This window comes from Nitrospira tepida, from assembly GCF_947241125.1.
GTDB lineage: Bacteria > Nitrospirota > Nitrospiria > Nitrospirales > Nitrospiraceae > Nitrospira_G > Nitrospira_G tepida.
This window is the reverse complement of record NZ_OX365700.1, coordinates 3,678,595-3,704,685: the sequence shown is the minus strand read 5'-3', so window position 1 is coordinate 3,704,685 and position 26,091 is coordinate 3,678,595. Positions and strand designations below refer to the sequence as shown.

The 26,091-nt window shown below is 56.4% G+C and carries 21 protein-coding genes; 19 read left to right on the top strand and 2 right to left on the bottom strand.

From position 1 onward, the window contains the following. Positions 1-193 precede the first annotated feature (193 nt). The 18 genes from QWI75_RS17505 (at position 194) to QWI75_RS17420 (ending at position 23,231) form a co-directional block, all read left to right on the top strand. Entirely contained in the window at positions 194-706 is a 513-nt protein-coding gene (locus QWI75_RS17505; RefSeq protein ID WP_289270186.1) for a type IV pilin protein, read from the top strand. Positions 707-900: 194 nt separating this feature from the next. After that, positions 901-2,907, top strand: coding sequence for an O-antigen ligase family protein (locus QWI75_RS17500; RefSeq protein ID WP_289270184.1), 2,007 nt, complete (start codon positions 901-903; stop codon positions 2,905-2,907). 23 nt (positions 2,908-2,930) lie between these two features. Further along, entirely contained in the window at positions 2,931-3,800 is an 870-nt protein-coding gene (locus tag QWI75_RS17495) for a tetratricopeptide repeat protein (RefSeq protein ID WP_289270182.1), read from the top strand. A gap of 82 nt (positions 3,801-3,882) precedes the next feature. Beyond that, positions 3,883-4,845: an ABC transporter ATP-binding protein gene (locus QWI75_RS17490; protein WP_289270180.1), complete on the top strand. Its 963-nt coding sequence runs from the start codon at positions 3,883-3,885 to the stop codon at positions 4,843-4,845. Between the two features lie 10 nt (positions 4,846-4,855). Then, complete coding sequence (locus tag QWI75_RS17485; RefSeq protein WP_289270178.1) at positions 4,856-5,620, top strand: ABC transporter permease; 765 nt, start codon at positions 4,856-4,858, stop codon at positions 5,618-5,620. A gap of 85 nt (positions 5,621-5,705) precedes the next feature. Further along, positions 5,706-7,460 carry a glycosyltransferase gene (locus QWI75_RS17480; RefSeq protein WP_289270176.1) on the top strand — a complete coding sequence of 585 codons (1,755 nt, stop codon included), beginning with the start codon at positions 5,706-5,708 and terminating at the stop codon, positions 7,458-7,460. A gap of 15 nt (positions 7,461-7,475) precedes the next feature. Further along, positions 7,476-8,420, top strand: coding sequence for a methyltransferase domain-containing protein (locus QWI75_RS17475; protein ID WP_289270174.1), 945 nt, complete (start codon positions 7,476-7,478; stop codon positions 8,418-8,420). A 20-nt stretch (positions 8,421-8,440) separates the two neighbouring features. Next, positions 8,441-10,339 (top strand): asparagine synthase (glutamine-hydrolyzing), encoded by a 1,899-nt coding sequence (gene asnB, locus QWI75_RS17470; protein ID WP_289270171.1) that lies wholly within the window; start codon positions 8,441-8,443, stop codon positions 10,337-10,339. A 4-nt stretch (positions 10,340-10,343) separates the two neighbouring features. After that, positions 10,344-11,666, top strand: coding sequence for a glycosyltransferase family 4 protein (locus QWI75_RS17465; protein WP_289270169.1), 1,323 nt, complete (start codon positions 10,344-10,346; stop codon positions 11,664-11,666). 110 nt (positions 11,667-11,776) lie between these two features. Continuing rightward, positions 11,777-12,559: an ABC transporter permease gene (locus QWI75_RS17460; protein WP_289270167.1), complete on the top strand. Its 783-nt coding sequence runs from the start codon at positions 11,777-11,779 to the stop codon at positions 12,557-12,559. Positions 12,560-12,579: 20 nt separating this feature from the next. Continuing rightward, the gene (locus QWI75_RS17455) at positions 12,580-13,800 is read left to right on the top strand and encodes an ABC transporter ATP-binding protein (protein ID WP_289270166.1); all 1,221 of its coding nucleotides are present in this window, start codon (positions 12,580-12,582) and stop codon (positions 13,798-13,800) included. A 139-nt stretch (positions 13,801-13,939) separates the two neighbouring features. Next, entirely contained in the window at positions 13,940-15,061 is a 1,122-nt protein-coding gene (locus tag QWI75_RS17450; protein ID WP_289270164.1) for a glycosyltransferase, read from the top strand. Positions 15,062-15,083: 22 nt separating this feature from the next. After that, positions 15,084-17,021, top strand: coding sequence for an asparagine synthase (glutamine-hydrolyzing) (gene asnB / locus QWI75_RS17445; RefSeq protein WP_289270162.1), 1,938 nt, complete (start codon positions 15,084-15,086; stop codon positions 17,019-17,021). A 57-nt stretch (positions 17,022-17,078) separates the two neighbouring features. Continuing rightward, positions 17,079-18,263 (top strand): glycosyltransferase, encoded by a 1,185-nt coding sequence (locus QWI75_RS17440; protein WP_289270160.1) that lies wholly within the window; start codon positions 17,079-17,081, stop codon positions 18,261-18,263. Between the two features lie 24 nt (positions 18,264-18,287). Beyond that, positions 18,288-19,346 carry an MraY family glycosyltransferase gene (locus QWI75_RS17435; RefSeq protein ID WP_289270158.1) on the top strand — a complete coding sequence of 353 codons (1,059 nt, stop codon included), beginning with the start codon at positions 18,288-18,290 and terminating at the stop codon, positions 19,344-19,346. Further along, positions 19,343-20,653, top strand: a complete 1,311-nt coding sequence (locus QWI75_RS17430) for a protoporphyrinogen/coproporphyrinogen oxidase (protein WP_289270155.1) — start codon at positions 19,343-19,345, stop codon at positions 20,651-20,653. Before QWI75_RS17435 ends, QWI75_RS17430 begins: the two co-directional genes overlap by 4 nt. Before the next feature lie 12 nt (positions 20,654-20,665). Next, positions 20,666-21,844 carry a glycosyltransferase family 4 protein gene (locus QWI75_RS17425; protein ID WP_289270153.1) on the top strand — a complete coding sequence of 393 codons (1,179 nt, stop codon included), beginning with the start codon at positions 20,666-20,668 and terminating at the stop codon, positions 21,842-21,844. Positions 21,845-21,992: 148 nt separating this feature from the next. Beyond that, complete coding sequence (locus QWI75_RS17420) at positions 21,993-23,231, top strand: tetratricopeptide repeat protein (protein ID WP_289270151.1); 1,239 nt, start codon at positions 21,993-21,995, stop codon at positions 23,229-23,231. Positions 23,232-23,361: 130 nt separating this feature from the next. Here the strand turns inward: QWI75_RS17420 and ilvD are convergent, their stop codons facing one another. Next, the gene (gene ilvD, locus QWI75_RS17415; RefSeq protein WP_289270142.1) at positions 23,362-25,035 is read right to left on the bottom strand and encodes a dihydroxy-acid dehydratase; all 1,674 of its coding nucleotides are present in this window, start codon (positions 25,033-25,035) and stop codon (positions 23,362-23,364) included. Between the two features lie 150 nt (positions 25,036-25,185). Here ilvD and QWI75_RS17410 point away from each other — a divergent pair, with 150 nt between their 5' ends. Further along, positions 25,186-25,341, top strand: coding sequence for a hypothetical protein (locus QWI75_RS17410; RefSeq protein ID WP_289270140.1), 156 nt, complete (start codon positions 25,186-25,188; stop codon positions 25,339-25,341). A gap of 167 nt (positions 25,342-25,508) precedes the next feature. Here the strand turns inward: QWI75_RS17410 and QWI75_RS17405 are convergent, their stop codons facing one another. Further along, the gene (locus QWI75_RS17405) at positions 25,509-26,084 is read right to left on the bottom strand and encodes a Spy/CpxP family protein refolding chaperone (protein WP_289270138.1); all 576 of its coding nucleotides are present in this window, start codon (positions 26,082-26,084) and stop codon (positions 25,509-25,511) included. Between the last annotated feature and the right edge of the window lie 7 nt (positions 26,085-26,091).

The window sequence follows — 26,091 nt, the reverse complement described above, 5'->3', positions numbered from 1 at the left end:
GCTCTAAGGAGTGCAAGGCTGTTGAGATTTAGGGAAAGAGACAATCGAAGTGATGGAAAAATAAGTCGATGTCCGAAAAGGTTGATCGGCATGAAACCTGCTCCTGACAAGGCAAGCATCCCAAGAGCGCGGAAACGTCTGCAGCGGCAAGATGATAGTCAGTCGGTGGTCATTAACAACAAGGGAGGCGCACATGTTACAACGGTCTCGAAGTGAGCAAGGTTTTACGCTGATCGAGTTGATGATCGTTGTTGCGATCATCGGTATTCTGGCGGCGATTGCGATTCCTAACTTCCTGCGTTATCAGGCGAAGGCGCGCCAATCAGAGGCCAAGACCAACTTGGGCGCGATCTTTGTGGCAGAAACGTCGTATTTTGGAGAACAATCTCGGTACGGTAGTTTTCAGGAAATCGGCTATGCATTGGCTGGTGCGTCCAACCGGTACACGTACCGGAGCCCGACCACCGGCGGTAATGGTGGCTCAGGCGGCACTGCGAACGTTGATCAGCTTAATCCCCCTGCTCCTCTTGCGGCTACAGCAGAAAATACGGTGGTGGCTTCCAATGCAAGCACGGCCGCAGGCGCTGTTGGTTTCACTGCCACAGCGACTGGAAATCTCGACAACGATCCGAATCCGGACCAGTGGCACGTGAACGATATCAAGCAAAACCTGCAGCAAGCGGATACCGACGACGTGACTGGTTAGTAGCGGCGCTGGAGGGGAAGAGGGAAAGCGTTTCTCCCTCTTCCCCTCATCCTTCTCCACATCTCCCTTTACGCTTTTCCTTCCAACGTAGATTCGAAATTAATTTCAGAAAATTCGTTCTTCAGGATAACATTAGACCGTTATATGGGATCCTCCATCGACCCTCGTTGAGCTAGACTACTAGATTGATACTCATGATGGTGCACAAAGGGGCGGAGCCTCAACATGCTCCGATCATAGGCATTGCCTGTATGGTCGTCTTCTCTCCTCTATTAGACGGAGGAACGACTCATCTGGCAGTCATGGTGATTCGCCTGATGATCCTAAGCTTACTTGGCTTACTGTTCTGGAACAGCGTCACCAACAGACAATTGACGTGGCCTTCGCTGCCGATCGGAATGCCGGTGATGATATTTTTGACTTTAGCCCTGCTCTCGGTGCTTTTCTCCGACTATACGAACCAAAGCTGGCAATGGTTGCTGGTGCTAGCGAGCTACGCATTGTTTCTTTACTTGGTTACATCTTTTGTTACCCAATGGGAACATATAAGGAAAATCGTTGTCGCTATCCTATGTGTGGGCACTGCTGAAGCCGCATGGGCACTATGGCAAGGGCTTATATGGAAAGTTCAACGTTCACACGGGACCTTTTTCAATCCGAATTTTCTTGCCGGATACCTGTGCGTGAGTTGGACTCTTCTCATTGGTCTATTAGTGTGCTTGAGGATCAGATGGCGCTGCGTTTGTTTCCCCAAATCATTCCATGCGATGACCATCCTGGCAATCACGGGGATTTTGGCAATCTTATTAGGCGCCCTTATATGGACAGGCTCGCGCGGCGGTCTCATCGCTATGATGGCAGGCACGGGAGTGGTATTGGCGTTGCGATATGGTTTATGGCGAGCAACAGCCGTGATAGTCATGGCCCTCACATGTCTCATGATGGTCCCTAACCCAATTCGTGAGCGAAGCATTGACGAGCATATGGCCAATACGGCGAGCTATGCACGCTGGCAAATGTGGCAGCGTGCGCTTGCCATCATGGCCGATCATCCCTTGGGAGTCGGACTGGGCCTGTATCAATACATATCTCCCCGATATGGATTTCCCATTGAAGGGGAAATCACACGGTACGGGCGAAGCGCTCAAACCCCTCACAATGAGTATCTCCAGATCGGTGTCGAACTGGGAGTGGCGGCAATTGCTGTATTTGTATGGGCGGTCATTCTGACGGGACGTCATGTTGCTTTTTTGCTTAAGCAGCGACTGACGCGATGGCAGCGAGGGATGATACTGGGTATGAGCGGCGGTGTGGCATCCATTCTGACGCACGCCGCGCTCGACTCCAACTTGCACGAACCAGCGATTGCGATTCTCTTTACGGTCTGTCTTGGCCTTCTTTTTTGTGCCGCAGCGTTCCAACGCAGATATCGACAATCAGTCACAATCGTACCGATGAGGTCGCGTCGTTTATGGGGAGTACTTACGGCGACGTTGGTTCTTACACTGGGATTTGAGATTGTTCGCTTGGGTGTTGCGTGGTCGGCATTCGAAACCGGGTCACGGCACTCCTCGGAGCATCAGATATCTGCCGCCATTGAAAGTCTTCGCCTTGCCGCTTCTCTAGATCCCGGAAAAGCTTTGTATCATCGTGCCTTGGCTATGCAATACGTGAACCAATATGAGCAGGCTGGAAAACATGAAGCGGCCCGAGCAGCACTTCAAGAATTAGAGAGGGCTACCGAGCTCAACCCTCTTGACGGCAGACTTCATGGACTCCTGGGAGATCTTTATTTTCAGTGGTCCTTCCTGCATGAGGCGTTGGGGCAGGAGCAGCGACGAGTCCTGCAAGGGAACTCACTGCGTGCCTATCATCGCGCTGCCGAATTGGCCCCTTTTGTCGCGTACTATCGGTTTAGACTGGCCAAACTGTATTCGTTGCTTGGCGATCCGAGAAGCGCAGAACAGCATGCACGTGAGCTCCTTCTCTTGGAACCAAACTACCTGCCTGCGCGCGGGTTGCTGGCTGGATTGTACGTGGATCTCAAGCGAATAAGTGAGGCACGCCAAGAGTTGCAAGAGATTCATGAGCGTCGGCTGCGTTTCGCCAGTTGGCCGAAGAACCCTCTCGAAGTGTCATTTCTGACAGTGGACGTAGCTCCAATCAGGGTGGTTCTTGATCAGCAACAGACGTCCGGATAATAGCGCGGCTTATTGTCAACTGCATGGTGAAGAAATTATCTGGAGCGTTGTTCCTCCTGGGGGTAGCTTTGACGGGAGCGTATGCCTTGCCTTCTCTGGAGGAGAAGCGCCCTCCCCACGTCAGAGCAGAGGAACTAGGATACCTTCCCAAAGGACAATATTTAAGATTGGCGTCATTGGGTTATCGACAGATAGTGGCTGACATTATCTGGCTGCAAGCCGTGCAGCACCTTGGTGCTCGGACTGACACCAAGCAAGGTTACCGCTGGACCTATCATGCGGTCGATGTGCTTACAGACTTGGATCCAACGTTTGTTCCAGCCTATCAGGCAGCGGGCACTATTTTGGGTGTATGGGCGGGACGAACTCAGGAAAGTATCGCGATCTTGAAGAAAGGAATGCAGCATAATCCTGAAGTGTGGCAACTGCCATTTCTGATCGGCTACGACTACTTCTATGAACTATGCGATCCTTCCAGTGCTGCCCGATACCTTCAAATCGCTGCGATGCTTCCGGGCGCTCCAGAGTACTTGCCTAGATTAGCTGCAAGGATGGCTGTGGAAGCCGGCGACCCAGAAGCGGCTCTTGAATTTCTGGAGGGATTGGTTCGGCAAACCAACGACGAACGATTGCGCACAGTGCTGACCGAACGAATGAAACATGTGATGCAGGAACGGAATCTTCGCTTCCTCGATGCGGCTGTCAGCAGATATTCTGCCTCATATCACAAAGGGCCGGGCACACTCGAGGACATGATTGCCAAAAAGATCATCGATGCGATTCCTGCCGATCCGTTTGGAGGACAGTATGTTCTGAATGCTGAAGGACAGGTCCAGAGCACTGCCCATCGCGAACGTCTGCGCCTTCATCAACAGGGGAGCTGTCAAAGGTGAGATAGCCATGCGGATGGATCGAAGTTGCCGGCGTGGAAGAACTTGTCGTGGTCCGTCCCAGCCGGATAAGTAGGAGGCATGTGTGGACGCGATTACTGTTGAGGGACTTACCAAAACGTATGGATCTGGATGGCCTTGGTGTCCGCCGATCGTTGCACTGGCAAATCTCTCGCTGTCTGTTCCGCAAGGAGAGATTTTCGGATTTCTCGGTCCTAACGGGGCGGGCAAGACTACAACACTCAAGATACTTCTGGGACTCATGCGTACGACAAGCGGAAAGGCCACCGTGCTGGGCAAGCCGGCAGGAGATGTACAGACGCGCGCCAAAATCGGATTCTTGCCCGAGGCGCCATATTTCTACGATTACCTGACCGCAGAAGAATTTCTGGGGTTCTACGGGCAACTGGCCGGCTTAAGCCGATCGAGCATTCATCGAAGAGTGACTGAGCTGATCGAGCTTGTCGGGCTATGCGAGGCTAGAACGAGACAGTTGTGCAAGTTCTCCAAGGGTATGCTGCAACGCGTGGGGTTAGCCCAAGCGCTTATTCATGACCCGGAATTGGTAATCCTTGATGAGCCGATGTCCGGCTTGGATCCTGTTGGCCGCAAGCACGTGCGGGATGTGATTCTCGGATTGCGTGAGCGCGGCAAAACAATCTTTTTTAGCTCTCACATCATTGCGGATGTCGAGGTTATGTGTGATCGGGTAGGCATAGTCGTGAAAGGCAGAATGCTCACCAGCGGCCGTATCGACGAACTCGTTAACCATCAGAACACTCAGTCTGTGGAAATCGGCTTTCGCAATGTTCGGGTGGATGATCTGCCGGTGACGAGGGAGAGGGCGACACGGGTTCTCCAACAAAGAGGGCAATGCCTAGTCGTACTTCCCAATGCGGACCTAGTCGAAGAAACCTTGGCTGAGATTAGAAAACAGGGAGGCAAGCTGGTATCGGTGACTCCTCAGAAAGGCTCTCTGGAGGAGCTCTTCATGCGTCAAGCCGTCGAAGATAGGCTTGTGGTATGTGCCGAATCACGAGCGGCATAGGATATCCACAATGCGGGCAATCTATGTTATTGCTCTCAACACGTTGCGGGAGAATCTGCGGGACAAGATTCTCTACAACCTCATCTTATTTGCGGTTGTGTTGATTGGTCTATCGGTACTGCTTGCCGATCTGACCATTATGGAACATCACCGCATGATCAAAGATATGGGTCTGGCGGCGATTAACCTTGTTGGGTTGATCATTAGCATCTTTGTCGGGATTGGACTAGTGAACAGGGAGATCGAACGACGGACGGTATACACAATCATGGCCAGGCCAATCAGCCGGACGGCGTTCATTCTCGGGAAGTATTGCGGACTAGTACTCACGCTGTTGATCAATTTTATCGTGATGTTGGGGATATTCATGGCAACACTGGGATTGTACGGCGTGCCAATTGCCTGGACACTCTTCCAAGCCGTGCAACTGATGTTCGTGGAGATGCTGTTGATCACGGCGATGGCTCTTCTCTTTTCGACGTTCAGCTCCTCGACACTCAGCGCAATTATTACACTCGCTCTCTACGTGATTGGACACCTGATTGGGGATCTCAAGGGCCTTACGCAGAACAGCCAAGCAGTGGGGTTAAAGAATGTCGTCTCCGCGCTGTCCTATCTGTGTCCGAATCTGGAAGTTCTGAATATTAAAGGACAGGCTGCGATGGGTGTTGCGGTGACTGCGAGTTACGGAGCGCTAGCCTCACTGTATGGGTTGTCATATGCCGCCGCGGCGATCACTTTGGCCTGCATGATCTTTCAACGGCGTGATTTCTAATAATGCCTCTGGAACGTATGTCAGCGCTGCCTAAGGAGCTGAACTGCCTCGGCCTCAGCACGCATGCGAAGCCAATGGCTTCTCAATGAATATCCTTGCATTGCAGACAGGGCAATATGAGCATTTCAGCTCTGCCGTTGAACAGGCGGTTGTGCGATATCCTGATGCGAGGCTCACCGGCCTTATCAAGGCTGATGACCTGGAACGAGCAAGAATCAGCAAGCTATTCAAGGAGATTATTCAAATTCAAGATGACGGCCCTCTGCGGACTCTCTATAAGCTGGGTGTCACCTCTTTCGACTATTGTCTTGTACCATTTGAGGATCGGTTCGGCATTCAATATTGGACCTTTCGGTCCATTCCTATCCGGTTGGGGATCCATCACATCGGTTCCTATAACAGACTCCATCGTTTCAAGGAGGCACCCCTTGCCATCTGGATCCTCGAAAGCCTTTTCGTGAATACCGTCGCGCGAGCGATAGTTCTCGTGATGTGTTTTGGCAAGAGAGTGTGGTGGAGGCTGCGCAGGAATCTATCCATTGCCGTATTGTTTGTTCTGGCGGGATTGGCGTTGCTCCTTCGAGGTTTGGCATCGTTGGGTCTTCATCCCGTGAAATGGGTCATCGAGAAGAGATTACCAACAGGACGCCGAAGAGTGGTGCTCCATATCCCCAGTCTGGGCTTGGGCGGCGCCCAACGCCAACTAGCGATCTTTCTGGAACGAATTGATCGAAGTCTGTGGGACGTAGAGGTCGTTACCGTTGACGCATTGGATAAGTTCTTTGAGCCGACCATTCGGGAGCAGAACATTACGATTCATTATTTGAACCCCCATTGCCAACTTTACGAAGTGGGACTGGTGTGGCAGTTGGTGCGATATCTTTATCGAAGGCCTTGCCATGTATTGCATAGTTGGCTTCACTTTTCTGTCGCAATTGGTGCAGTGGCAGGTACGCTGGTGGGCATTGCAAGAATTATCGGATCCATTAGAAGCGAACAGCCAGCCCGGTTTCCATGGTTTTTCCCCCCTTGGCAACGTGCCATCGATATTGTCACTGCACCGCTGCAAACCGTAATAATCGCCAATTCCAATGCCGTCCGCCACGAGAATCAACAGTGGGCATTCCTGCCTGAGCGGAAAATGGTCACGATCTACAATGGAATCAATGTCCAGGACATTAGACCGCTGCTTCCGGAGCAGGAACGGCAGCTTCGGGAGGAGCTTCATTTGCCGCAAGGGACACCCGTCGTGGGGATCGTGGGGCGTCTTTCTCCAGAGAAAGACCACATCACTTTCCTTCGGGCGGCCCGGTTCGTAATAGATGTTATGCCAACCGCCGTATTTGTGGTAGTCGGCGGCGGCCCCTTGCACGATGCGATTCGAGCAGAAATCGCGGCGCTCGGCCTGGAGGGTTGCGTCGTGATGACCGGTGAGCGTCGAGATGTGCTGTACCTCATCCAACTTATGGATATTCTGGTGCTGACATCAACGAGTGAGGGTCTTCCGAATGTATTGTTGGAGGCGGCGGTCTGTGGTGTTCCCACAGTTACCTGCGCTGCTGGTGGTGCGAGTGAGGTTGTCGTCCACGGGGAAACCGGATTTGTGGTGCCTTGCAAAGATCCTCGGAGTGTCGCAGACAGGGTACTGGATCTCATTCGAGATCGGGCGTTGAGACAGAAGTTTATCGACGCGGCAAAGGCACGAACCCGCATCCTGTTTTCAGCTGAGCGGTTTGCAGCATCTGTCGAGGGATGTTACTGCGAGCAGTATGGCCGCACCTATCAGCAGGATAACAAGCGAAAAAATACTCATGTCGCGGTTGAGCACCCACATGACTGAAGTGAAGGATGCCCTATGAAAGAGAAGCTGGTCTCGTTCCTTGTGTGTCCTGACTGCAAGCACTCGTTGAATCTGGCGACCGCGGATTGGGATGGCCAAGAGATTGTACGAGGTGAACTGCGTTGTACGTCCTGTTCGGCGATGTTTCCCATCGTTAGAGGCATCCCAAGGTTCGTCTCGACCGACGCATATGTCAAAAACTTTTCATTCCAGTGGAATACCCATCGCACAACACAAGTGGACTCTCTCGCAGGGCACGCGGAGTCCGGCAACACGTTCCGCACAAAAACAGGGCTGAACGACGCTGAACTCAACGGCAAGCTGGTTCTAGATGTCGGGGTGGGAACTGGAAGATTTATGGAGGTGGCAAACAACTTGGGAGCGGAAGTCATAGGCATAGATCTCTCGTACGCAGTCGATGCGGCTTATGTGAACATGGGACGTCGGGCAGGTGTCCATGTAGTTCAGGCCGATGTCTTCCGTCTACCGTTTCGTTCTGAAACCTTCGACGTGATCTACAGTATCGGGGTTCTTCACCACACTCCCTCCACAGGAAAAGCGTTCGCTTGCCTTCCGCATCTGTTGAAGCGGACTGGGATCGTAGCCATTTGGGTGTATGTCGAGGCGGGTGAATATTCGAGGCGTTTGGATCGGGTGCGCACCCTTACCGTGCATATTCCCCGTTTTCCACTCTATACGATCTGCTGGATCATAGTGCCGCTGCTGCAAACTATGGCGCGCATGCCAGGTCTAGGACAACTGGCCTTGCATGTGCCGGTCAGTAACCAAGGACGAGGGTTGGTCTGGGACGTATTGGACACGTTTGATGCGTACTCTCCGCGCTATCAGTGGAAACATACAGAAGCGGAGGTGGTCGACTGGTTCAAAGATGCCAATCTGGAGGATATCCGGGTCCTGAACTTCCCAGTCTCGGTAAGAGGCAGGAAGCCTCACACCTAGACGCTCCAATGGAGTAGGCCATGTGCGGCATAGCTGGAAGAATTCAGAGCGATCGACGGCCGGTACAGCGCGAATTGCTCATGGCCATGAGCGCGCAACTGCGCCACCGTGGTCCTGACGACTCCGGTATCTATGTGAAAGGCCACGTTGGTCTTGCACATCAGCGACTCAGTATCTTGGATCTGAGCGCGGCAGGACGACAGCCGATGTCCAATCCGCAAGGTAGTCTATGGATCGTTTTCAACGGTGAGATTTACAACTTTGAGGAATTGCGAGGGTGTCTTCGCACGTCTCGGGAGTTCCGTACCAGAACAGATACAGAGGTACTGCTTTATCTCTATGAAGACTACGGATTGCAATGTCTGCACATGTTGCGGGGGATGTTTGCTTTTGCCATATGGGATGAGCCGGCACAGCGGCTTGTCTTAGTCAGAGACCGCATCGGGAAAAAGCCTCTCTTTTACCGATCAACAGATAGGAGTCTTGCTTTTGCATCTGAGCTCAAGGCGTTACTTGTCGAACAACCAAGGCCGGAAATAGACTCCATCTCCCTCAATCATTATCTGACCTTTCAATATGTTCCCGCCCCACTGACAATTTTTCGAGGCATTCACAAACTGCTTCCAGGTCAGGTGATGGTATACGAGCAGGGAAAGATCTCATTCAGCACGTACTGGTCTTTGCAATACGACACAAAAATACAGATGGGATCCGACGAGGAGTATCGCGCAGCTTTCGAAAATCTTCTTGAGGAATCCGTGCAGCTCCGTCTAATCAGTGATGTCCCGATCGGGGCGTTCCTCAGCGGCGGCTTGGATTCGAGCAGCATTGTAGCTGTGATGAGTAGGCTCATGAAACAGCCGGTGAAGACGTTCTCGATCGGTTTTAAGGAGGAGGATTACAACGAGCTGTCGTATGCGCGCGACATCGCGCAGCGCTTCTGCACAGATCATCATGAATTCATCGTTGAACCGTCTGCTTTGGAGATCCTTCCAAAGTTGGTACGCGTCTATGATGAGCCATATGCTGACTCGTCCGCGATCCCGACCTATTACCTCTCGGAGCTGAGTCGTCGGGACGTCACGGTAATTCTGAACGGTGACGGCGGTGATGAATTGCTTGCCGGATACCCGAGATACAAATACTATGAAGCGGAGCGATGGATGAACCGGTATGGGACGGCTGGGCTGCGGAAGGCGTTCAAGGCTGTCCTTTCGCGAGTGCCGCGCCTGTCCCTAGTGCAAGCGGGGCGGCGAATGGCCGAGCGTGTGTGTGAGCCGTTTGCGGCCACGTATCTGGGCAGAATTTGCTATTTCTCGCCGAACGAGAAAGCATCCTTATACACGCCGGAATTCTGGGAGGCGATTCATCAACAGGATTCGTTTGACCTTCTCAGGAAGTGGTTTGACGAGGCTCCAGCGGTCGAATTGTTGGACCAGTTGTTGGCCGTCGATACGCGTACGTATCTGCCGGATGACTTGCTGGTAAAGGTCGATCGAGCAACGATGGCTCACGGTCTTGAGGCTCGTAGCCCATTCTTGGATCATAAGCTGATGGAGTTCGGGGCCTTGCTGCCTATCGACCTAAAAGTTCGCAAAGGGGAGTCGAAGTACCTGCTGAAAAGCGCCATGCGCGGGGTATTGCCGGACCGCGTTATCGCTCGAAACAAGCAGGGATTCGGGGTGCCGATCGACCGCTGGTTTCGTGAAGAGTGTCGGGATTTTATTCGAGAGACGCTCCTGTCCACCCGTAGCGTGACGCGAGGATATTTTGTCCGCGAGAGAGTACAGGAGCTGATCGATAACCATCAGTATCGTGGGATGACCTGCGGCTATAGATTATACGCGTTGCTTATGCTGGAGCTTTGGCATCGCGAATATGTCGATAGCCAGGCCAGTGCCGATCCTGTCGCGGCATGAGCGCATGCGCTACCGCAACCAAGGTCGGTGGATCCTGAGGGAACTATACCGGGAACCCAGTGGCAAGAGTGCAATGCGATCATCACACCTGATTGCAGCATCCGAACCGGCAAAACGTGCATCTATTCCATTGGGGGCGTATGGGCCGAGCGGCGAAAATGGTGCGGCTGGGAGCACGCTGGCAGGGACGCTCCATGTCTGTGTGCTTTCTCCACTTGGCGCGGGTCTGTACAAATCGGATGTGGGATACTCGGGCGGAGCTGAATTTCAACTATTCCTACTCGCGAGGGCCTTGTCTTCGGAAGCTGATTACCGGGTGTCGGTGCTGACCACCGTGAACGATGGAGCAGGGACTGAACAAGTAGGGCTGGTCACATTGATAAAGCGGCGGGCGGGAGGCCGACTTGACAACAATGGTTGCTGGCCCGCTCCGAAGGTAATCAGGGGCTACGTCTCGGCGTTCCTCGAAATGTTCGCCCTACTCCGGTCGATCGATGCCGATGTGTATATACACGCAGGAGCAGGAGTCGAGGTGGGAGCCTATGCCCTTATTTGCCGGTTGCTCCATCGGCGGTTTGTCTTTGTTGTGGCTTCATCGGCTGATCTGTGCGAGCCCTACGGTAAAGTCAGGTCTCCGCTCCGCTGGCTCTATCCGCTCGGAGTCCGCTTTGCGCATACGGTGGTGTGTCGCTCTGAAGAGCAGCAAGAATGGCTTCATACGCGCTTTCATAAAGTGGGAGTTGTCATCAGATCGGCTCATGCCGAGGTCAAGGCGCAGAGCAGGGATCAAGCACCGTCAGAACGGCATACGCTCTTGTGGGTAGGCAGGGTTACTCCGGTAAAGCGACCGCACCAGTTCTTGGATGTCGTGCGCCACTTTTCCGATGAGCCATGTACTATGGTCATCATGAAAGATGATGGGTATCCGGATCTGTGGCTGGAAATCCGTAAACAGGCTGCCGCGCTGCCCAATCTGCGCGTATGTGAGAATGTGGCCTGGCATGCGATGGACCGTTTCTTCGAAGAGGCAAAGGTGTTGGTCTGCACCTCTGAGTATGAAGGGTTTCCCAACACCTTTGTGCAGGCCGCAATGGCGGGTGCTCCAATCCTTTCATGGTCAGTCGATCCAGACGGCGTGTTGGTGAGGCATGGCATCGGAATGTGTGCGGCTGGGTCATTCGAAGAATTACTCCGCATGCTGCAGCAGCTCCTCTCGTCGCGAAGTCTTCGAGATGAATACGGTCGCCGAGCCTATGCCTACGCAACGGAATATCATCGTCTGTCTGATGCGGTGGAGCGATTTAAACACATGATTCGCTCCCTGTGAAGAAGTGTTCAACGGGCAGGTCGTCTGCGTGAGCCACATACTCCGATGGGATGTTGTTGCGTGCAGATCGGAGGCCTTTCAGTCTTCCTCCCCTGACAGACAATTCACCCATGATCCAACATGTGACCAGGCTGGTTCAGTATCGAGGCTTGCTCTGGAACCTGGCTCTCAGCGAATTGAAAGCCAAGCATCGCCAAACCGCTCTCGGAATGACGTGGGCGTTGCTTCAGCCGGTGTCTCTAATGGCCGTCTATGCAATCGTCTTTTCCGTTGTGGTGAACGTGCCAGTCAAGAATGTTCCATATCCGTTGTTCTCGTTTGTCGGTCTTGTCACCTGGCTATTTTTTTCCACCTCGCTTTCGGCGGGGACGATTAGCGTCGTCGGGCAGATGAACCTCATTACAAAGGCGAACTTCCCGCGAGAAGTGATTCCCCTTGCGAGGTTGGTTGCGAGTGGATTCGATTTTCTGATTGGCTGGGCATGTTTCATTCTCCTTCTCATTTGGTACGGTGTCCCAGCAAGGCCTGCCTGGTTCATTGTTCCCGGGGTTCTCGTCGTTCATGTGCTGTTCACAGCGGGTATGGTCCTCTGGGGAGCGGCGCTTTACGTGCTGAAACGGGACGTGGGAAGCCTCCTTCCGCTCGTATTGCAGGTATGGATGTTTCTGAGCCCAGTCATTTATCCCTCGGACCTGATTCCCGACGGCTATCGGACCCTTTATCTGTTGAATCCCATGGCAGCTATCATCGAATCGTACCGGGGTGCGATGCTGGGAGGAACCGTTCCTCCATTAGGAATCATGGCTTCGGCCACGTTCATCGCGCTGGCGGTCTTTGTGAGTGGATATGCATATTTCAAGTCCATGGAAGTCCGTTTCGCGGACATCATGTAAACATGGGTTTGGGTGAGCATATGATTCAGTTCGACCAAGTCTCGAAGTGTTACGTGAGACAAGCGCGAACATTCCGGGAATCCCTGACTCGTCTGTGCGGGCAGAGTATCGAGCGCGAGCCATCAAGGGAAGCGGGATTCTGGGCGGTGAAGGATGTGAGCTTTGAGGTCAGACGGGGAGAAACCCTGGGAATCATTGGAGACAACGGAGCGGGGAAAAGCACGATTCTTAAGCTCATAGCCGGAATCACGGTGCCGACTCATGGACGAGTGAATATCAAGGGACGCATCAGCAGCCTCATCGAATTAGGGGCGGGCTTCAACCCAGATCTTACCGGGTATGAGAACATCTATCTCAACGGGGCGGTCTTGGGATTGACCAGGCGAGAGATCGACGGCTGTCTGGGACAGATCGTTACCTTCTCGGGATTGGGCAGTTTTTTAGATGTGCCAGTCAAGTACTATTCGTCTGGTATGTATGCGAGATTGGGGTTTGCCATTGCGGTACATGTAAAGGCCGATGTCATTCTGACAGATGAGATTCTGGCGGTTGGAGACACGGCATTTCAACGGCAATGTTTGCGGAAGTTCAAGGAGCTCCAAGCTGTCTCCACGATCATTTTTGTGTCACACGACTTGGTCAGGGTCAAAGAAGTGTGTTCGCGAGTGCTCTGGATAAAGCAGGGACGACTTCACGGCGAGGGGGAATCAGAAAAAGTGATCGAGGCGTATTTGCAAGCCGTTCAGCGAGACCGTGATCACCATCTGAGGGCCGACAAAAATCGAGATCATGCACCAGAGGAACGTCGTCGAGGAACGGGTGAAGTGGAGATTGTTGAGGTTGCGACCTGCGATGGAACAGGGGCACCGCGGATGGCGTTTAGGGGAGACGAAGTGCTGTTGGTCCGGATCAAATACCGTGTCCATAAGCCCTGCTACGATCCGGGATTTGGGATAAACATCATGTCTCATGATGGAGTCTTTGTGCATGGGACGAACACGTTCATTCACGGGATGATATTGGATTTGACCAGGGAATTCGGGACGATTGAGTTGTTCTATCCAAACCTCCCAATGGTCCCTGGTCCATATTGGTTGACGGTAGGAGCCACATCGGACAATGATTGGTCCGTCCCATATGATCTGCGGGAACGCGTGTGCAAATTCGAGGTATTGAGCACGAGACGCGACGGAGGGCTCATCTGTCTGGAACATCGATGGAGCTATCCTGTCGAACACTGATGAGCAGGGCCTTTGCCTATCGATTGAAGAATGTATTTGGAGGGAATCGAGACTGAAAGCCAACCGGCATTGGTGTCACGGCATCAGGCGCTCGATTGTGAAGGGCTGCGGGGTAGCCGCGGTCGGCTTGGAAAGGGCTATGAGGCGACTACGTCTGTGTTTTGTAGGGCCGGCGCAGAACATCACGACCAGACGCTGGGTTCAATGGTTTTCAAGACGTGGACATGAGGCAATACTCCTCACGGTAGAACCAGCCGATCCATGTGACGTTCAGAACTTTTACCAGATTGATTTATCAACACGGGCGATGTCGCACAAGGTGGGACGATTGATTTCCGCTGCCCGGTTGGCTGTGAATATCAGACGGTTTGCTCCGGATATTGTCCATGTCCATTATCTCAGGGGGTTGGCATGGGGCGTCCTGCTAAGTCGATACCATCCCTATGTCGCCACGCCTTGGGGAAGCGATGTATTGGACGAACAGGGGGCATTTCGAGATTGGGCGGGCCGTGTCCTGACCAGGCGAGTTCTTGAAGAGGCGGATCTTGTGACGGCTCACTCACAATACCTGGAAAAGCAAGTTAAAGGATTGGTGTCGGCCGTCACGCCGATCGCGCGTATCGGATGGGGTGTCGATCTGGCCATGTTCCGCCCGGGGCTGGATACGGCGGCGTTGCGTCGGGACTGGAACATCAGCGCCGATCAACAAGTGGTCTTCAGTCCTCGGCTTGCACAACCCTTTTACCGGCACGAGTTAATCATTGAGGCGTTCCAAGAGGTGCGTCGCAAAGCTCCGAGCGCTGTGCTCGTGATGACCGGACAGTTCGCCGACCAGGGCTATGATCGACGATTGCGCGCATTGGTCGAAGCCCTTGATCTGAGTCCATGTGTACGATTCGTCGGCCCTATTTCCTATAACGCCATGCCCCTGTGGCTCAATCTGGCCCAGATCGTGATTATGGTTCCCCGATCAGATGGCATGCCGAATACGCTGTTGGAAGCGATGGCGTGCGGTACGTTCCCTGTGCTGAACAGACTTCCTCAGTATGAGGAAATTATCGAACAAGAGCGAAATGGTCTATTGACGGATTCGTTCCCGGAAGCGATCTCCAAAGCCCTGCTGAAAGCGCTCGCTAATGTGAAGCTGAGACAGGAGGCGGCGCGACGAAACCGTGATCTAGTCGAAGCGATCGGAAATCAAGATTGTGAAATGCTGCGGATGGAGCAATGGTACGATCAGCTCCTCGAAAAGGCGGCATAACGGAGATCAGCGAGACACGGCCATGTGCGGTATTGCTGGCATGTTCCGGTTCGATAGAACGCCTCTGGATGTGAAACTCCTGGAGGCCATGACTCGTTCACTGGCGCATCGCGGTCCGGACGAGGAAGGGTATGTGCTGCTGGCTAGTGATGGGAAGAGCAAGCCGGTTGCCGTGGTCAATAGTTTGTCGAACTCCGTACGGGAGATTCCTCCGGAATATGGCGTCGGCCTCGGTCATCGCCGCCTTGCGGTGCTCGATCTTTCCCCATTGGGCCGGCAACCGATGGCGAGCGAGGACGGCCTGATATGGATTACTTACAACGGAGAGGTCTACAACTATCTCGAAATCCGTCGCGAGCTGATGGCGCTTGGGAGGCGGTTCCGCTCCGTGACCGATACGGAAGTGGTGTTGCAGGCGTACGAGGAATGGGGAATCCCCTGTCTGGAGCGTCTCAATGGAATGTTCGCCTTTGCCGTCTGGGATGGGGGCCGCAATCGACTGTTCTGTGCCAGGGATCGCCTGGGCATGAAACCGTTTTATTATCGGGTGGGCAGCAATCGCTTGATCTTTGCATCCGAAATCAAGGCGCTACTCGAAGATCCTTTGCTCAAGTCATCACCTAATGTCCATATCATTTATGATTTTCTTGTGCTCAATCTTCAGGATCACACAGACGAGACCTTTTTTGAAGGTATCAGGCAGCTCAGCCCGGGACATTTCCTGCTGGCCGAAAGGGACAAGGTGCATGTTGAAGAATGGTGGAATGTTCGCCCCCGACCTTCTCAACGGTGGTCAGGGGAATGCACACCGACAGCGGCGTTCACCGACCTCTTTCGGGATGCCGTCCGCATTCATCTGAGAAGCGATGTCCCCGTAGGAAGTTGCTTGAGTGGCGGACTGGACTCGTCGTCGATCGTTTGCACGCTGCGGCAGTGTCTTCCTTCCAGCGAGATACAAACCTTTTCGGCCTATTTCAAGGATCGGGGCTGCGATGAACGTCCATATATCCGGGCGGTTGCCTCCAAGGCTCGTACGAAGTGTGTGGAAATCATGCCGGATGAACGCCGGTTGCTTGCAGAAATGCCGGCGATTCTTCGGGCTCAGGAAGAGCCCTTTGCTGGGACAAGCTATTTGGCCCAATGGGAGATCATGCGGGCGGCGTCCCAACAAGGCGTCAAGGTACTTCTCGATGGCCAAGGCGGCGATGAACTCCTCTGCGGGTACCCTGGATATTGGGGGTCCTATGTGGGCGATCTGATTCGATCGGGCTTCTGGCGGAAGGCTTGCAGCGAAGGAAGCGCATATATCCGGCAACAAGGGCGGCTGCATCCCACGGTCGTCAGCAATTTGGCACGCGCTGTGCTCCCGGCTCACTTAGTATCGGATGTACGGTTTGGCCTCAAGCGTCACGCGCTTTGGCTGGATCCGGATTTCTGCGCCGCGCATAGAAGTCGCGATCATGCGGGATTGTCATATAGCCGCGAGTGCGGGACCGCGCTGGACAATCACATTGCCTCATACCTTCGAACGCATAGCTTGCCCGCATTGTTGCATCACGAAGACCGAAGCTCCATGGCATTTTCTGTCGAAGCCAGGCTGCCGTTCCTGGACTCAAATGTGGTGGAGTTTTTGCTGGGAGCGCCGCCTGAACTAAAATTGAGCCGGGGTCGGAGCAAGGCAATCCTTCGAGATGCGCTTGCAGGGGTACTCCCTCCCGAGGTGGCCGGCAGAGTTGACAAGATGGGGTTCTCCACCCCGCAGGACCGATGGCTCCGAGAGACATGGCGCCCGGAACTCGAGATCCTATTTAGTTCGCCATCGTTTGAGCAGCGGGGATATTGGGATCCGAAGCAGTTGCGGAAGGCATATGAGCGCTATTGTCGGGGAGAGATAGAGATCGGGTCGAGCGTCTGGCGGTGGGTCTGTCTGGAATTGTGGCACCAACGCTTCTTCTCCTGATATCGGGGTGCGGGGTGCTCCCGGGTGGACACCGTGGAGTAAGTGGAGACTGTGATCGTGTGGAGTGAACGCATCAATCCTTCCCGACGACTGAAGGTGATGATGGTGGCGGTGGGACTTGAGGTTGGCGGCACTGAGAAACAGATCCTCGACATCGCCTCGCGTCTTGATCGCCGGCGCTTTGAAGTCATCGTCTGTGCCTTGAAGGGAATGGGCACGATTGGAAATGAATGTCGTGACCGCGGAATCAGGGTCCTCGCGTTAGGTGGTAGGGGCAAATGGGACGTTCGGGTGTCCTTCAAGTTGTGGCAGATACTCCGCAATGAGCAACCTGACATCATCCATACCTTCCTGTACCTTGCAAATATCCTAGGCCGGATCGTGGGGCGATTCTTAAAGATTCCCGTGGTGATCGGGTCATACAGGGGGGTGGAAATCTGGATGAGTTGGCCCTGTGTGCTTCTTGATCGCCTGACCGCCCGCTGGGTCCATACCATGACCTGCTGTTCGCTTGCGGTTCGGCAGTCCATGTTGTCGCGAGTCGGTGGGGCACCCGAGAAATACGTGGCGATTTACAACGGCATTGATGTCGTGCGTTTTGGAGGACGAACGTCCCTCACGCGAGCCGATGTTGGATTATCGGATGGCATGCCGGTTATCGGAACCGTCTGTCGTCTCGACGAACCGGTGAAAGGCCTCACGAGTTTGCTCCACGCCTTCGCTCTCTTGCTCAAAGAGCCGGAGATGGACGGATGCCGACTATTGATGATCGGAGATGGGCGGTCGCGCGCCAGCCTGGAAGGGCTTGCCCTGGCCCTCGGTATTTCAAAGCAGGTGGTGTTTGCGGGAATGCGGCGGGATGTAGAGAAAGTCCTTCCCCTCATCGATCTCTTCGTGTTGCCATCTCAGTATGAGGGCTTCGGCATTGCCATCATCGAAGCGATGGCCGCCAGCCGTCCTGTTGTGGCTACCGCTGTGGGGGGAATCCCCGAAATTGTCGTCCAGGGCGAGACGGGACTGCTTGTCCCTCCAGGTGATATAGCGGGGTTGGCCGAAGCCATGTCCAGTGTCTTGAATCATCCCGAGCGCGCGAACGCGTATGGGGCCGCTGGCTTGAGGCGGGTGCGGAAACGATTTTCGATCGAGGTGGCCGTGAAACGACACGAAGAACTTTACGAAACGCTCTTCGCCATGTCCGGCCAAGGAGCCATGCAGGAAAGTGATGTGTTGCCTGCAGCGTGAGCTTGGGGTCACACACAAGGTGCCATGTTTGTTCTCATTCTGACTTTTCTCTTCGCATGCCTGCTGTCCCTCTATGGCGTGCCGCTGGCGCGGCGGGCGGCGTTGCTCTACAACATCGTCGACAAACCGGACGGCAAATTGAAGCATCAGCGGGAGCCGGTCCCCTATTTGGGCGGCCTGGCGATCTACTTAGCGTTTCTCATGAGCCTGGCCTTCACGTTCGAGTTCCGGCATGACGTGCTGGGGGTTATTCTCGGGGGGACCATCGTCGTCATGCTGGGACTCATTGATGATTTCGGAGTCCTCTCGCCCATGACCAAGCTGATCGGCCAGGTGCTCACGGTCTTTATTCTCATCAAAAGCGGCATTCGGATCAGCATTGCCGCCCTGCCGGATTGGCTTGATCTGGTCCTGACCGTGTGGTGGATGGTCGGGCTTATCAATGCCTTTAATCTCCTCGACATCATGGATGGTTTGGCGGCGGGGGTCGGCGTTGTCAGCGCGTCCTGTCTCATGATCGTGTCGCTGTTGAACGGCGACCAGGGCACCGCCGTCATGTTGGCGGCGCTGGTCGGCAGCCTGCTCGGGTTTCTTCGCTACAACTGGCATCCCGCCACGATCTACATGGGCGACACGGGAGCCATGTTCATCGGCCTCATGCTGGGGGCCCTCTCCATGATTGGGCAATACGCCGCTCGGCAAGACTTGGCGCTCCTGTCTCCGGTCTTCATTCTGGGGGTTCCAATTTTCGACACCATGTTCGTCATGTATGTTCGATACCGACGCGGGTTGCCAATGTTTCTGGGAAGTCCCGACCACATGCCGCTCCGCCTTCGCCGGTGGGGGCTCAGCGTGACGCAAGTCGTGACCCTGAGCTATGCCGCGTCGGCTGTCTTCGGCGGACTCGGCATCCTGTTGATCTATGCCGATCGCCAGGCGGCGTTTGCCATTTGCATCTTCTCGGGAGCGGCCGCACTGGCCGCCGCCTATGGCTTGCTTAAGGTCGATACCAGAGCGCCGCAGGCCGTTGCGTCGGATCCGGCCCCCGCGGTGACGGTCACACGGAAGGCGGGATCCGCATGATCCACATTGTCGGCGCAGGATTAGCCGGGTTGAGCACGGCCTATCATTTGAAGGGCCTGCCCTATCGCTTGCACGAAAAGGAGACGGAAGTCGGCGGGCTTTGCCGCTCCTATACAAAGGACGGGTTCACCTTCGACATGACCGGCCACCTGCTTCACTTCAGGCAGCCGGACATCAAGGCCCTGGTGGAGGCGCTGCTTGCGGGACGTTTGACCAAGCACGGGCGGCGTTCCTTCATCTATTCACACCGGACCTATACCGAATATCCGTTCCAGGTGAACACTCACGGCCTGCCCCCCGAGGTCGTGCGAGATTGCCTGTTGGGGTTCATTGCGACGCTGACCGCAAAACAGGATGCCGCCGGCGAGCGGTCCCTGCAACAGTGGATTCTCGACAATCTCGGCGAGGGGATTGCGAAGCACTTCATGGTGCCGTTCAACGAGAAGCTCTGGCAGGTCCGACTGGATGAATTGACGGCCGATTGGGTATCCTGGCTCGTGCCGAAACCGGATATCAAGGATATCGTCAACGGCGCGCTTGGGATCAAAGACAAGGCCTTCGGCTATAACCCGTCGTTCCTCTATCCCGTGCAGGGAGGGATCAAGGCGCTTCCCGACGCGTTTCTGCCCTTTGTCGAGAATCTTGCGTTGGGCGAGGAATTGGTCGAGATTCACACCGGGCGACGCCGGGCCCTCTTCCGCAACAGGCAAGGCTGCCGGGAAGAGTCATACGAAAGCCTCGTCTCCACCATGCCCGTGACCGAGCTGGTCAAGCGCTGCATCGATCTTCCGCCGGCCGTCAAGGACGCGGCGGCCGCGCTCCGATGGGTCTCGGTCTACAGCGTGAACTTGGGCATCGACCGCGCCGGCATCACGGACAAACATTGGATCTATTTTCCCGAACCCGAGTATCCCTTCTATCGAGCCGGCTTCCCTATGAACTTTTCGCCGGAACTCGGCCTGCCTGGCTGCAGCTCCTTGTATGTCGAGATCTCGCATCAACCAGCCGTTCGGATACCCGAAGCCGAATTGCTGGGGCAAGTCCGGCTCGGGCTGGAACGGGCGGGAATCCTGCGTGCGACGGATACCTGTATTGTGCAAGACGTGAAGGACATTCATTACGCCTATGTCCTGTTCGATCGGCATCGAGCCCGCGCGCTGCCCGAGATTCTGCGGGAGCTGGAACGGCGCGGCATCCACTCGATCGGTCGGTACGGGCGCTGGGAGCATACGTCCATGGAAGACGCCATCAGTCAAGGCCGGCAGATTGCCGCGCGCCTTATGGAACGGTGGTCACGCGCCGCCTGACGAGAGTATACGGTGCCTCACCCCGTCCGAGTCGCCCATATCATCACCAAGCTCGAACTCGGAGGCGCGCAACAGGTCGCGCTCTTCACGGTCGCGCAACTCAACCGGGCCAAGTTTGCGCCGATTCTGATCACGGGCGAACCGGGACTCTTGGACGAGGAGGCGCAAACCATTGCCGATCTGGGGCGGTACCGGATTCCGTCGCTGGTTCGCCCCATCCGTCCCTGGTCCGATGTGATCGCGCTATATCAGTTGACGCGGCTTCTGAGCCGGCTCCGTCCCGCCATCGTCCAAACACACAGTTCGAAAGCCGGCCTGTTGGGAAGATGGGCGGCGCGGTTGGCCGGCGTGCCGATCATTCTCCACTACGTGCACGGCTATGGGTTTACGCCCGCTCAACCGCCCTGGATGCGCCGGCTGCTCATCTGGGCCGAGCGGCGGACCGGCCGCATCACGACCAAGATCTTGACCGCCTCTTCCGTGAATCTTCGGCAAGGCGTCGATCTGGGACTCTTCACCGACGATCAGGCGATGTGGTTGCCCCCCGGCGTGGATCTGGAAGCGATCCGGAGACGACGTGTCGATGTCGCGCGCAAACGACGGGAACTTGGCCTTGAATCCCCGTGCCCGCTTGTCGGCATGGTGGCGCCCTTCAAGCCGCAAAAGGCGCCGGTGGATTTTATTCGCATGGCGGTGGCGATCCACCGACAGCGACCCGACGTCCGGTTCCTGCTCGTCGGCGACGGCGAGCTTCGCCAGGCCGTCACGGATGAGATTCATCGGACCGGGTTGACCGACAGGGTGCTGCTCACGGGATGGCGTCGTGACGTGCTGGACCTCCTCCGTTGCCTCGATGTGTTCGTGTTGACCTCGCGGTGGGAAGGATTGCCCCGGGTCTATTTAGAGGCCTTGACCAGCGGGGTCCCCGTGGTCGGGACCAAGGTGGACGGGGCACCGGACGCCGTTCACGACGGCGTGAACGGCTTTCTGGTCGAGCCTGGAGATGTGTCGAGGCTTGCAGAGCGGGTCCTCTGGCTCCTGAGTCACCCGGTTCATGCCAAGCAAATGGGGCTCAGGGGGACTCATCTTCCCATCCAGTTTGACTGCCATGAAATGGTCCGCCGGCAGGAGCAGATATACGAGCAACTGCTCGCCGACCTGCACCAACAGCCCTATCCTCGCGCCGCCTAGCCCGTCGTCGAACACGCATCCGAACCGCTCAGCAGAAGGCGAAGCAGGCCGCCGTTCCCGGCGTCTCGAAAAAACTGTTGCCTTCCGGCAGAGATCTGCGCTAAGTCTGAACAATTCGATTCCATCCGTCTGACGAAGGTGGTGCGAAATGAATAAGCAAACGGTTTGGCGGATCCGAATTCTCATCGGCGGACTGGTCGGCATCCTCCTCGGCGGCTGTGCCCTGGATCAGCGGTGGCGGAACGCGATGGAGGAGGGGACCCTCGCGCTGAACGCGCATCAATACGAGAAGGCCCACGACTCGTTGCTCAAGGCGCAGCAGTACGCCGAGAAGTTGGAGCCCCACGACGGCTACTTCACTGCGGCGACGCTGGATAAATTCTGCGAGTGGCATTTTATGCAGGGCCAGTATCAGGAGGCGGAAACTCTCTGCCAGCGGGCCGCGACGATCCGGGAACAGGCCCTGGGGCCGGATCATCTTGAAACCGTGGCAAGCCTCACCCATCTGGCGGAGGTCTATCAGGCCCAGCAGAAATACGCCAAGGCCGAACCGTTGCTCCGGCGGGCCCATGCCATCCGCCGCAAAGTGCTGGGTCCGCAACATCCGGAGACCGCCAACGCGCTGAGCCAATTGGGGGACGTCTATCGGGCGCAAGGACGAACGGAAGAGGCGCTGGGGCTGTACCAGCAGGCGTTGCCGGGGCTCGAGCAGAGCCTCGGGAAAGACCATCCTCGGGTCGGGAGTTTGCTGACGGTGATCGGAGAGGCCCATCTGCTCCAGGGCCAATCAAACGTGGCGAAACCGATTCTGCAACGGGCCTTGGCGATCAGGGAGAAGGCGTTCGGCCCGGACCACCTACTGGTGGCGACGACCTTGAGCCTGCTGGCCCGCGCCTATGTCGGGGAGGGGCAGTTTGAAAGCGCGGAATCCGTGTTCGAGCGGGCCTTGGCGATCGTCGAGCGCAACAAGGGCGCAGAAGACCTTGCGGTTGCCTCGAACCTCACGCAGTTGGCGAAGCTCTATGAAACGCAGGGGCGGAACGGCAAGGCCGAGCTGTTGCACCGGCAGGCGCTTGGGATTCGGGAAGCCAATCTGGGGCCCAAACATCCGCAGGTGGCGACAACGCTCACGCAGATCGCCAAGTTGTGTCAAAACGAAGGGCGGCTGGCGGAAGCCGATGACCTGTACCGCCAGGCGATCCGGATCTACGAAAACGGGAAGGGCCAGTACAAGGCGTCCTACGCGGACGCACTGAAGAACTATGCCGTGCTGCTCAAGCGGAAGCAGCGGCCCGATGAAGCGGAGCAGCTCGAAGCCAAGGCCAGGGGCCTGTTGGAAAAAGTCGCCGCCGAGCCGCCCCATACACGGATGGTTGAAGCAGAGTAGGCCGGAAACAGACAACTCTATCGAGAGGCCGGGCCCTGTGCGCTGTTCCTCGCAGAGCCCTGCCGCCCATCACCTCGGCTCTGTGCTCCTTCACATCGCGACACCTTGTTCCCGGCCACGCCGAACCAGCTCAACTTGTCACGGCTCCTTCCGAAGCCGAGGAGACGTGGCGGGCGTATTTGCCCATGACGCCGGTCGTGTAGCGGGGCACGAACGGCTTCACCTTCTTGAGCCGGGCCGCGATTTCACGCTGGCTCAGCTCGACGGTGAGGGTCCTGGCCTTGATGTCGAACACGATCATGTCGCCGTTCTTGACGGCGGCGATCGGGCCGCCCTTGACGGCTTCCGGCGCCACGTGTCCCGCCATCAGGCCATGCGTGGCTCCTGAAAAGCGGCCGTCGGTCAGAAGAGCCACCTTATCGCCGAGACCGGCGCCGACGATCGCGGCCGTCACGCCCAACATCTCGCGCATCCCCGGGCCGCCTGAAGGCCCCTCATAGCGAATCACGACCACCTCGCCCGCCTTGATCTGATTGGCTTGCACCGCCGCGAACGCGTCCTCTTCCCGGTCGAACACCCTGGCCGGCCCGCTGAATTTCATCATGGAATGGCCGGCGACCTTGACCACGCAGCCTTCCGGAGCCAGGTTGCCCTTGAGGATGACGAGCCCGCCAGACGGCTTGATCGGGTTGTTCAACGGACGGAGGACCTGCTGCCCGGCCGTCTCCTTCGCCCGTTGCGCTTCCTCGCCGATCGTTCGGCCGCTCACCGTGGGTTGATCCTTGTGCAGCAGCCCGGCATCCAACAGGCGTTTGGCCACCAGCGTCGTGCCGCCCGCGGCATAGAGATCCGAGGCCGTGAACCGGCCGCCCGGCTTCAGGTCCGCGAGCAGCGGGACTTTGCGATTGATCCGGTCGAAGTCGTCGATGGTCAACCGCACGCCGGATTCGCGCGCGATGGCCAGCAGATGCAGCACCGCATTGGTGGACCCGCCGGTGGTGGCGACGGCGGCGATCGCGTTTTCCAGCGATTTGCGCGTGATGATCGTGCGCGGGCGGAGATCGCGCTTGAGCAACTCCATCACGAGCTGGCCGCATTCGAAGGCCACGTCGTCCTTCCGCGCGTCCATCGCCGGCACCCCGTTGCGTCCCATCGGGGAGATCCCGAGAAACTCGAAGGCAATGGCCATCGTGTTGGCCGTGAATTGTCCTCCGCAGGCGCCGGGACCGGGGCAGGCATGGTCCTCCAGATCCTTGAGTTCGGCGTTCGTCATCCTGCCGGTCGCGTGTTTCCCGACGGCTTCAAAGACATCCTGAATAGTCACGTCATGTCCCTGAAACGTCCCGGGCATGATTGATCCGCCGTACAGCATGAGAGAGGGCACATTGAGGCGGGCCAGGGCCATCACGGTGCCGGGAATCGTCTTGTCGCAGCCGGACAGGGCCACGACCGCGTCGAACAGATGGCCCCGGGCGACTAGCTCGATCGAATCAGCGATCACTTCCCGGCTGATCAGCGAGGCCTTCATGCCCTCGGTGCCCATCGCAATGCCGTCGGAAACCGCGATCGTGTTGTATTCGATGGGGGTGCCGCCCGCCGCCCGAATGCCGGCCTTGACCCGTTCCGAAAGCCGGCGCAGGTGGTAGTTGCAGGGCATGACTTCGATCCAGGTGTTGGCCACCCCTACGAGAGGCTTGGCGAGGTCGTCGTCGGAAAATCCCACCGCCTTGAGCATGGCCCGTGCCGGCGCGCGGCCCGGACCGTCGGTAAGGTCGTGGCTTTTGTGCTTCAGAGAGGGGGTCATGGACGCTCCTTGTGTCTGATTTGTCCTGTAGGGACGCCACTTTCGCATAGCCGCCGGCGAGGGGTCAATCCGAGACTTGACAGGAATAGAGTGGTGATTACTGTAGGTTATGCCTGCGCATCATGTCGGTGGGAAAGGAGGTGAATCGCGATGGAGTGGATAAACAGCTTCTTTTCCTTGGATTGGATGGACGCGATGGCGGTGATCCTCGGGTTCTCGGCGATCTGTGCTGGCACCATCGGACTCTGGCGCAGATTCACCGAGAACAAGCCGGTGCAGGAGGAACCTCTGCGCAAGGCGGCTTAATTGGCCGGTAATCATCCGCATTCCCTTGCAGCGAGGAGAAGAGGGGTGACACCACCTTCGAGCATGGCGAGCGGGACGGGCACATTTCATGCTTTTTTCCCGTCCCGCTCCGCTCCCAATCGAAGGGGAGTCCTATCAGGCTCTGCGCGCACATCCGGCTATTGTCCTCACTTTGCCCCTCCGCCCTTGTGCGGATCGCCGTGCTCGCGACCCTTGGCGCGGTGCTCCTGCATCATCTTCTCGTGTTCGGCCTTCTCTTTTCCCCGCTGTTCCGGGGTCAGCAGGGCCAGCACCTCGCGGCGGGTCTTGATCGAGGCGAGGCGCAGCGCCACCTGCGAATCCTCGCTCTGCTTCAGTTTGGCCTCGATGGCGCCGAGGTCCGACTTCTCATCCTCCACCAGCGCCTTCAATTCGCGCTCGGCGACTTGAATATCCGCCTCGCTCTTGATCCGCAGCTTGTCGAGGTCGAGTTGCATGGCCTTGAGCTTCGTGACCTGCTCCTCCGTCAAGCCGATGTCCTTCTCGTGCTTGAGCAGGTGGCGGATGAGATGGCCGGTGCTGCTGTGCATCATGCCCATGCCGTGGCCGCCCATGCCGCCTCCGTAGCCATGGCCTTCGCGGCTGTACCCGTCCTTCTTCCCGTGTTCGTAGTCTTTCCCTCCGGGATCGGCGAAGACGGGCGTGAGGGAGAAGCCGAACGCCATGATCAGTGCGAGCGCGCCGGAAAGCATCAATCGAGCCATAATGTCC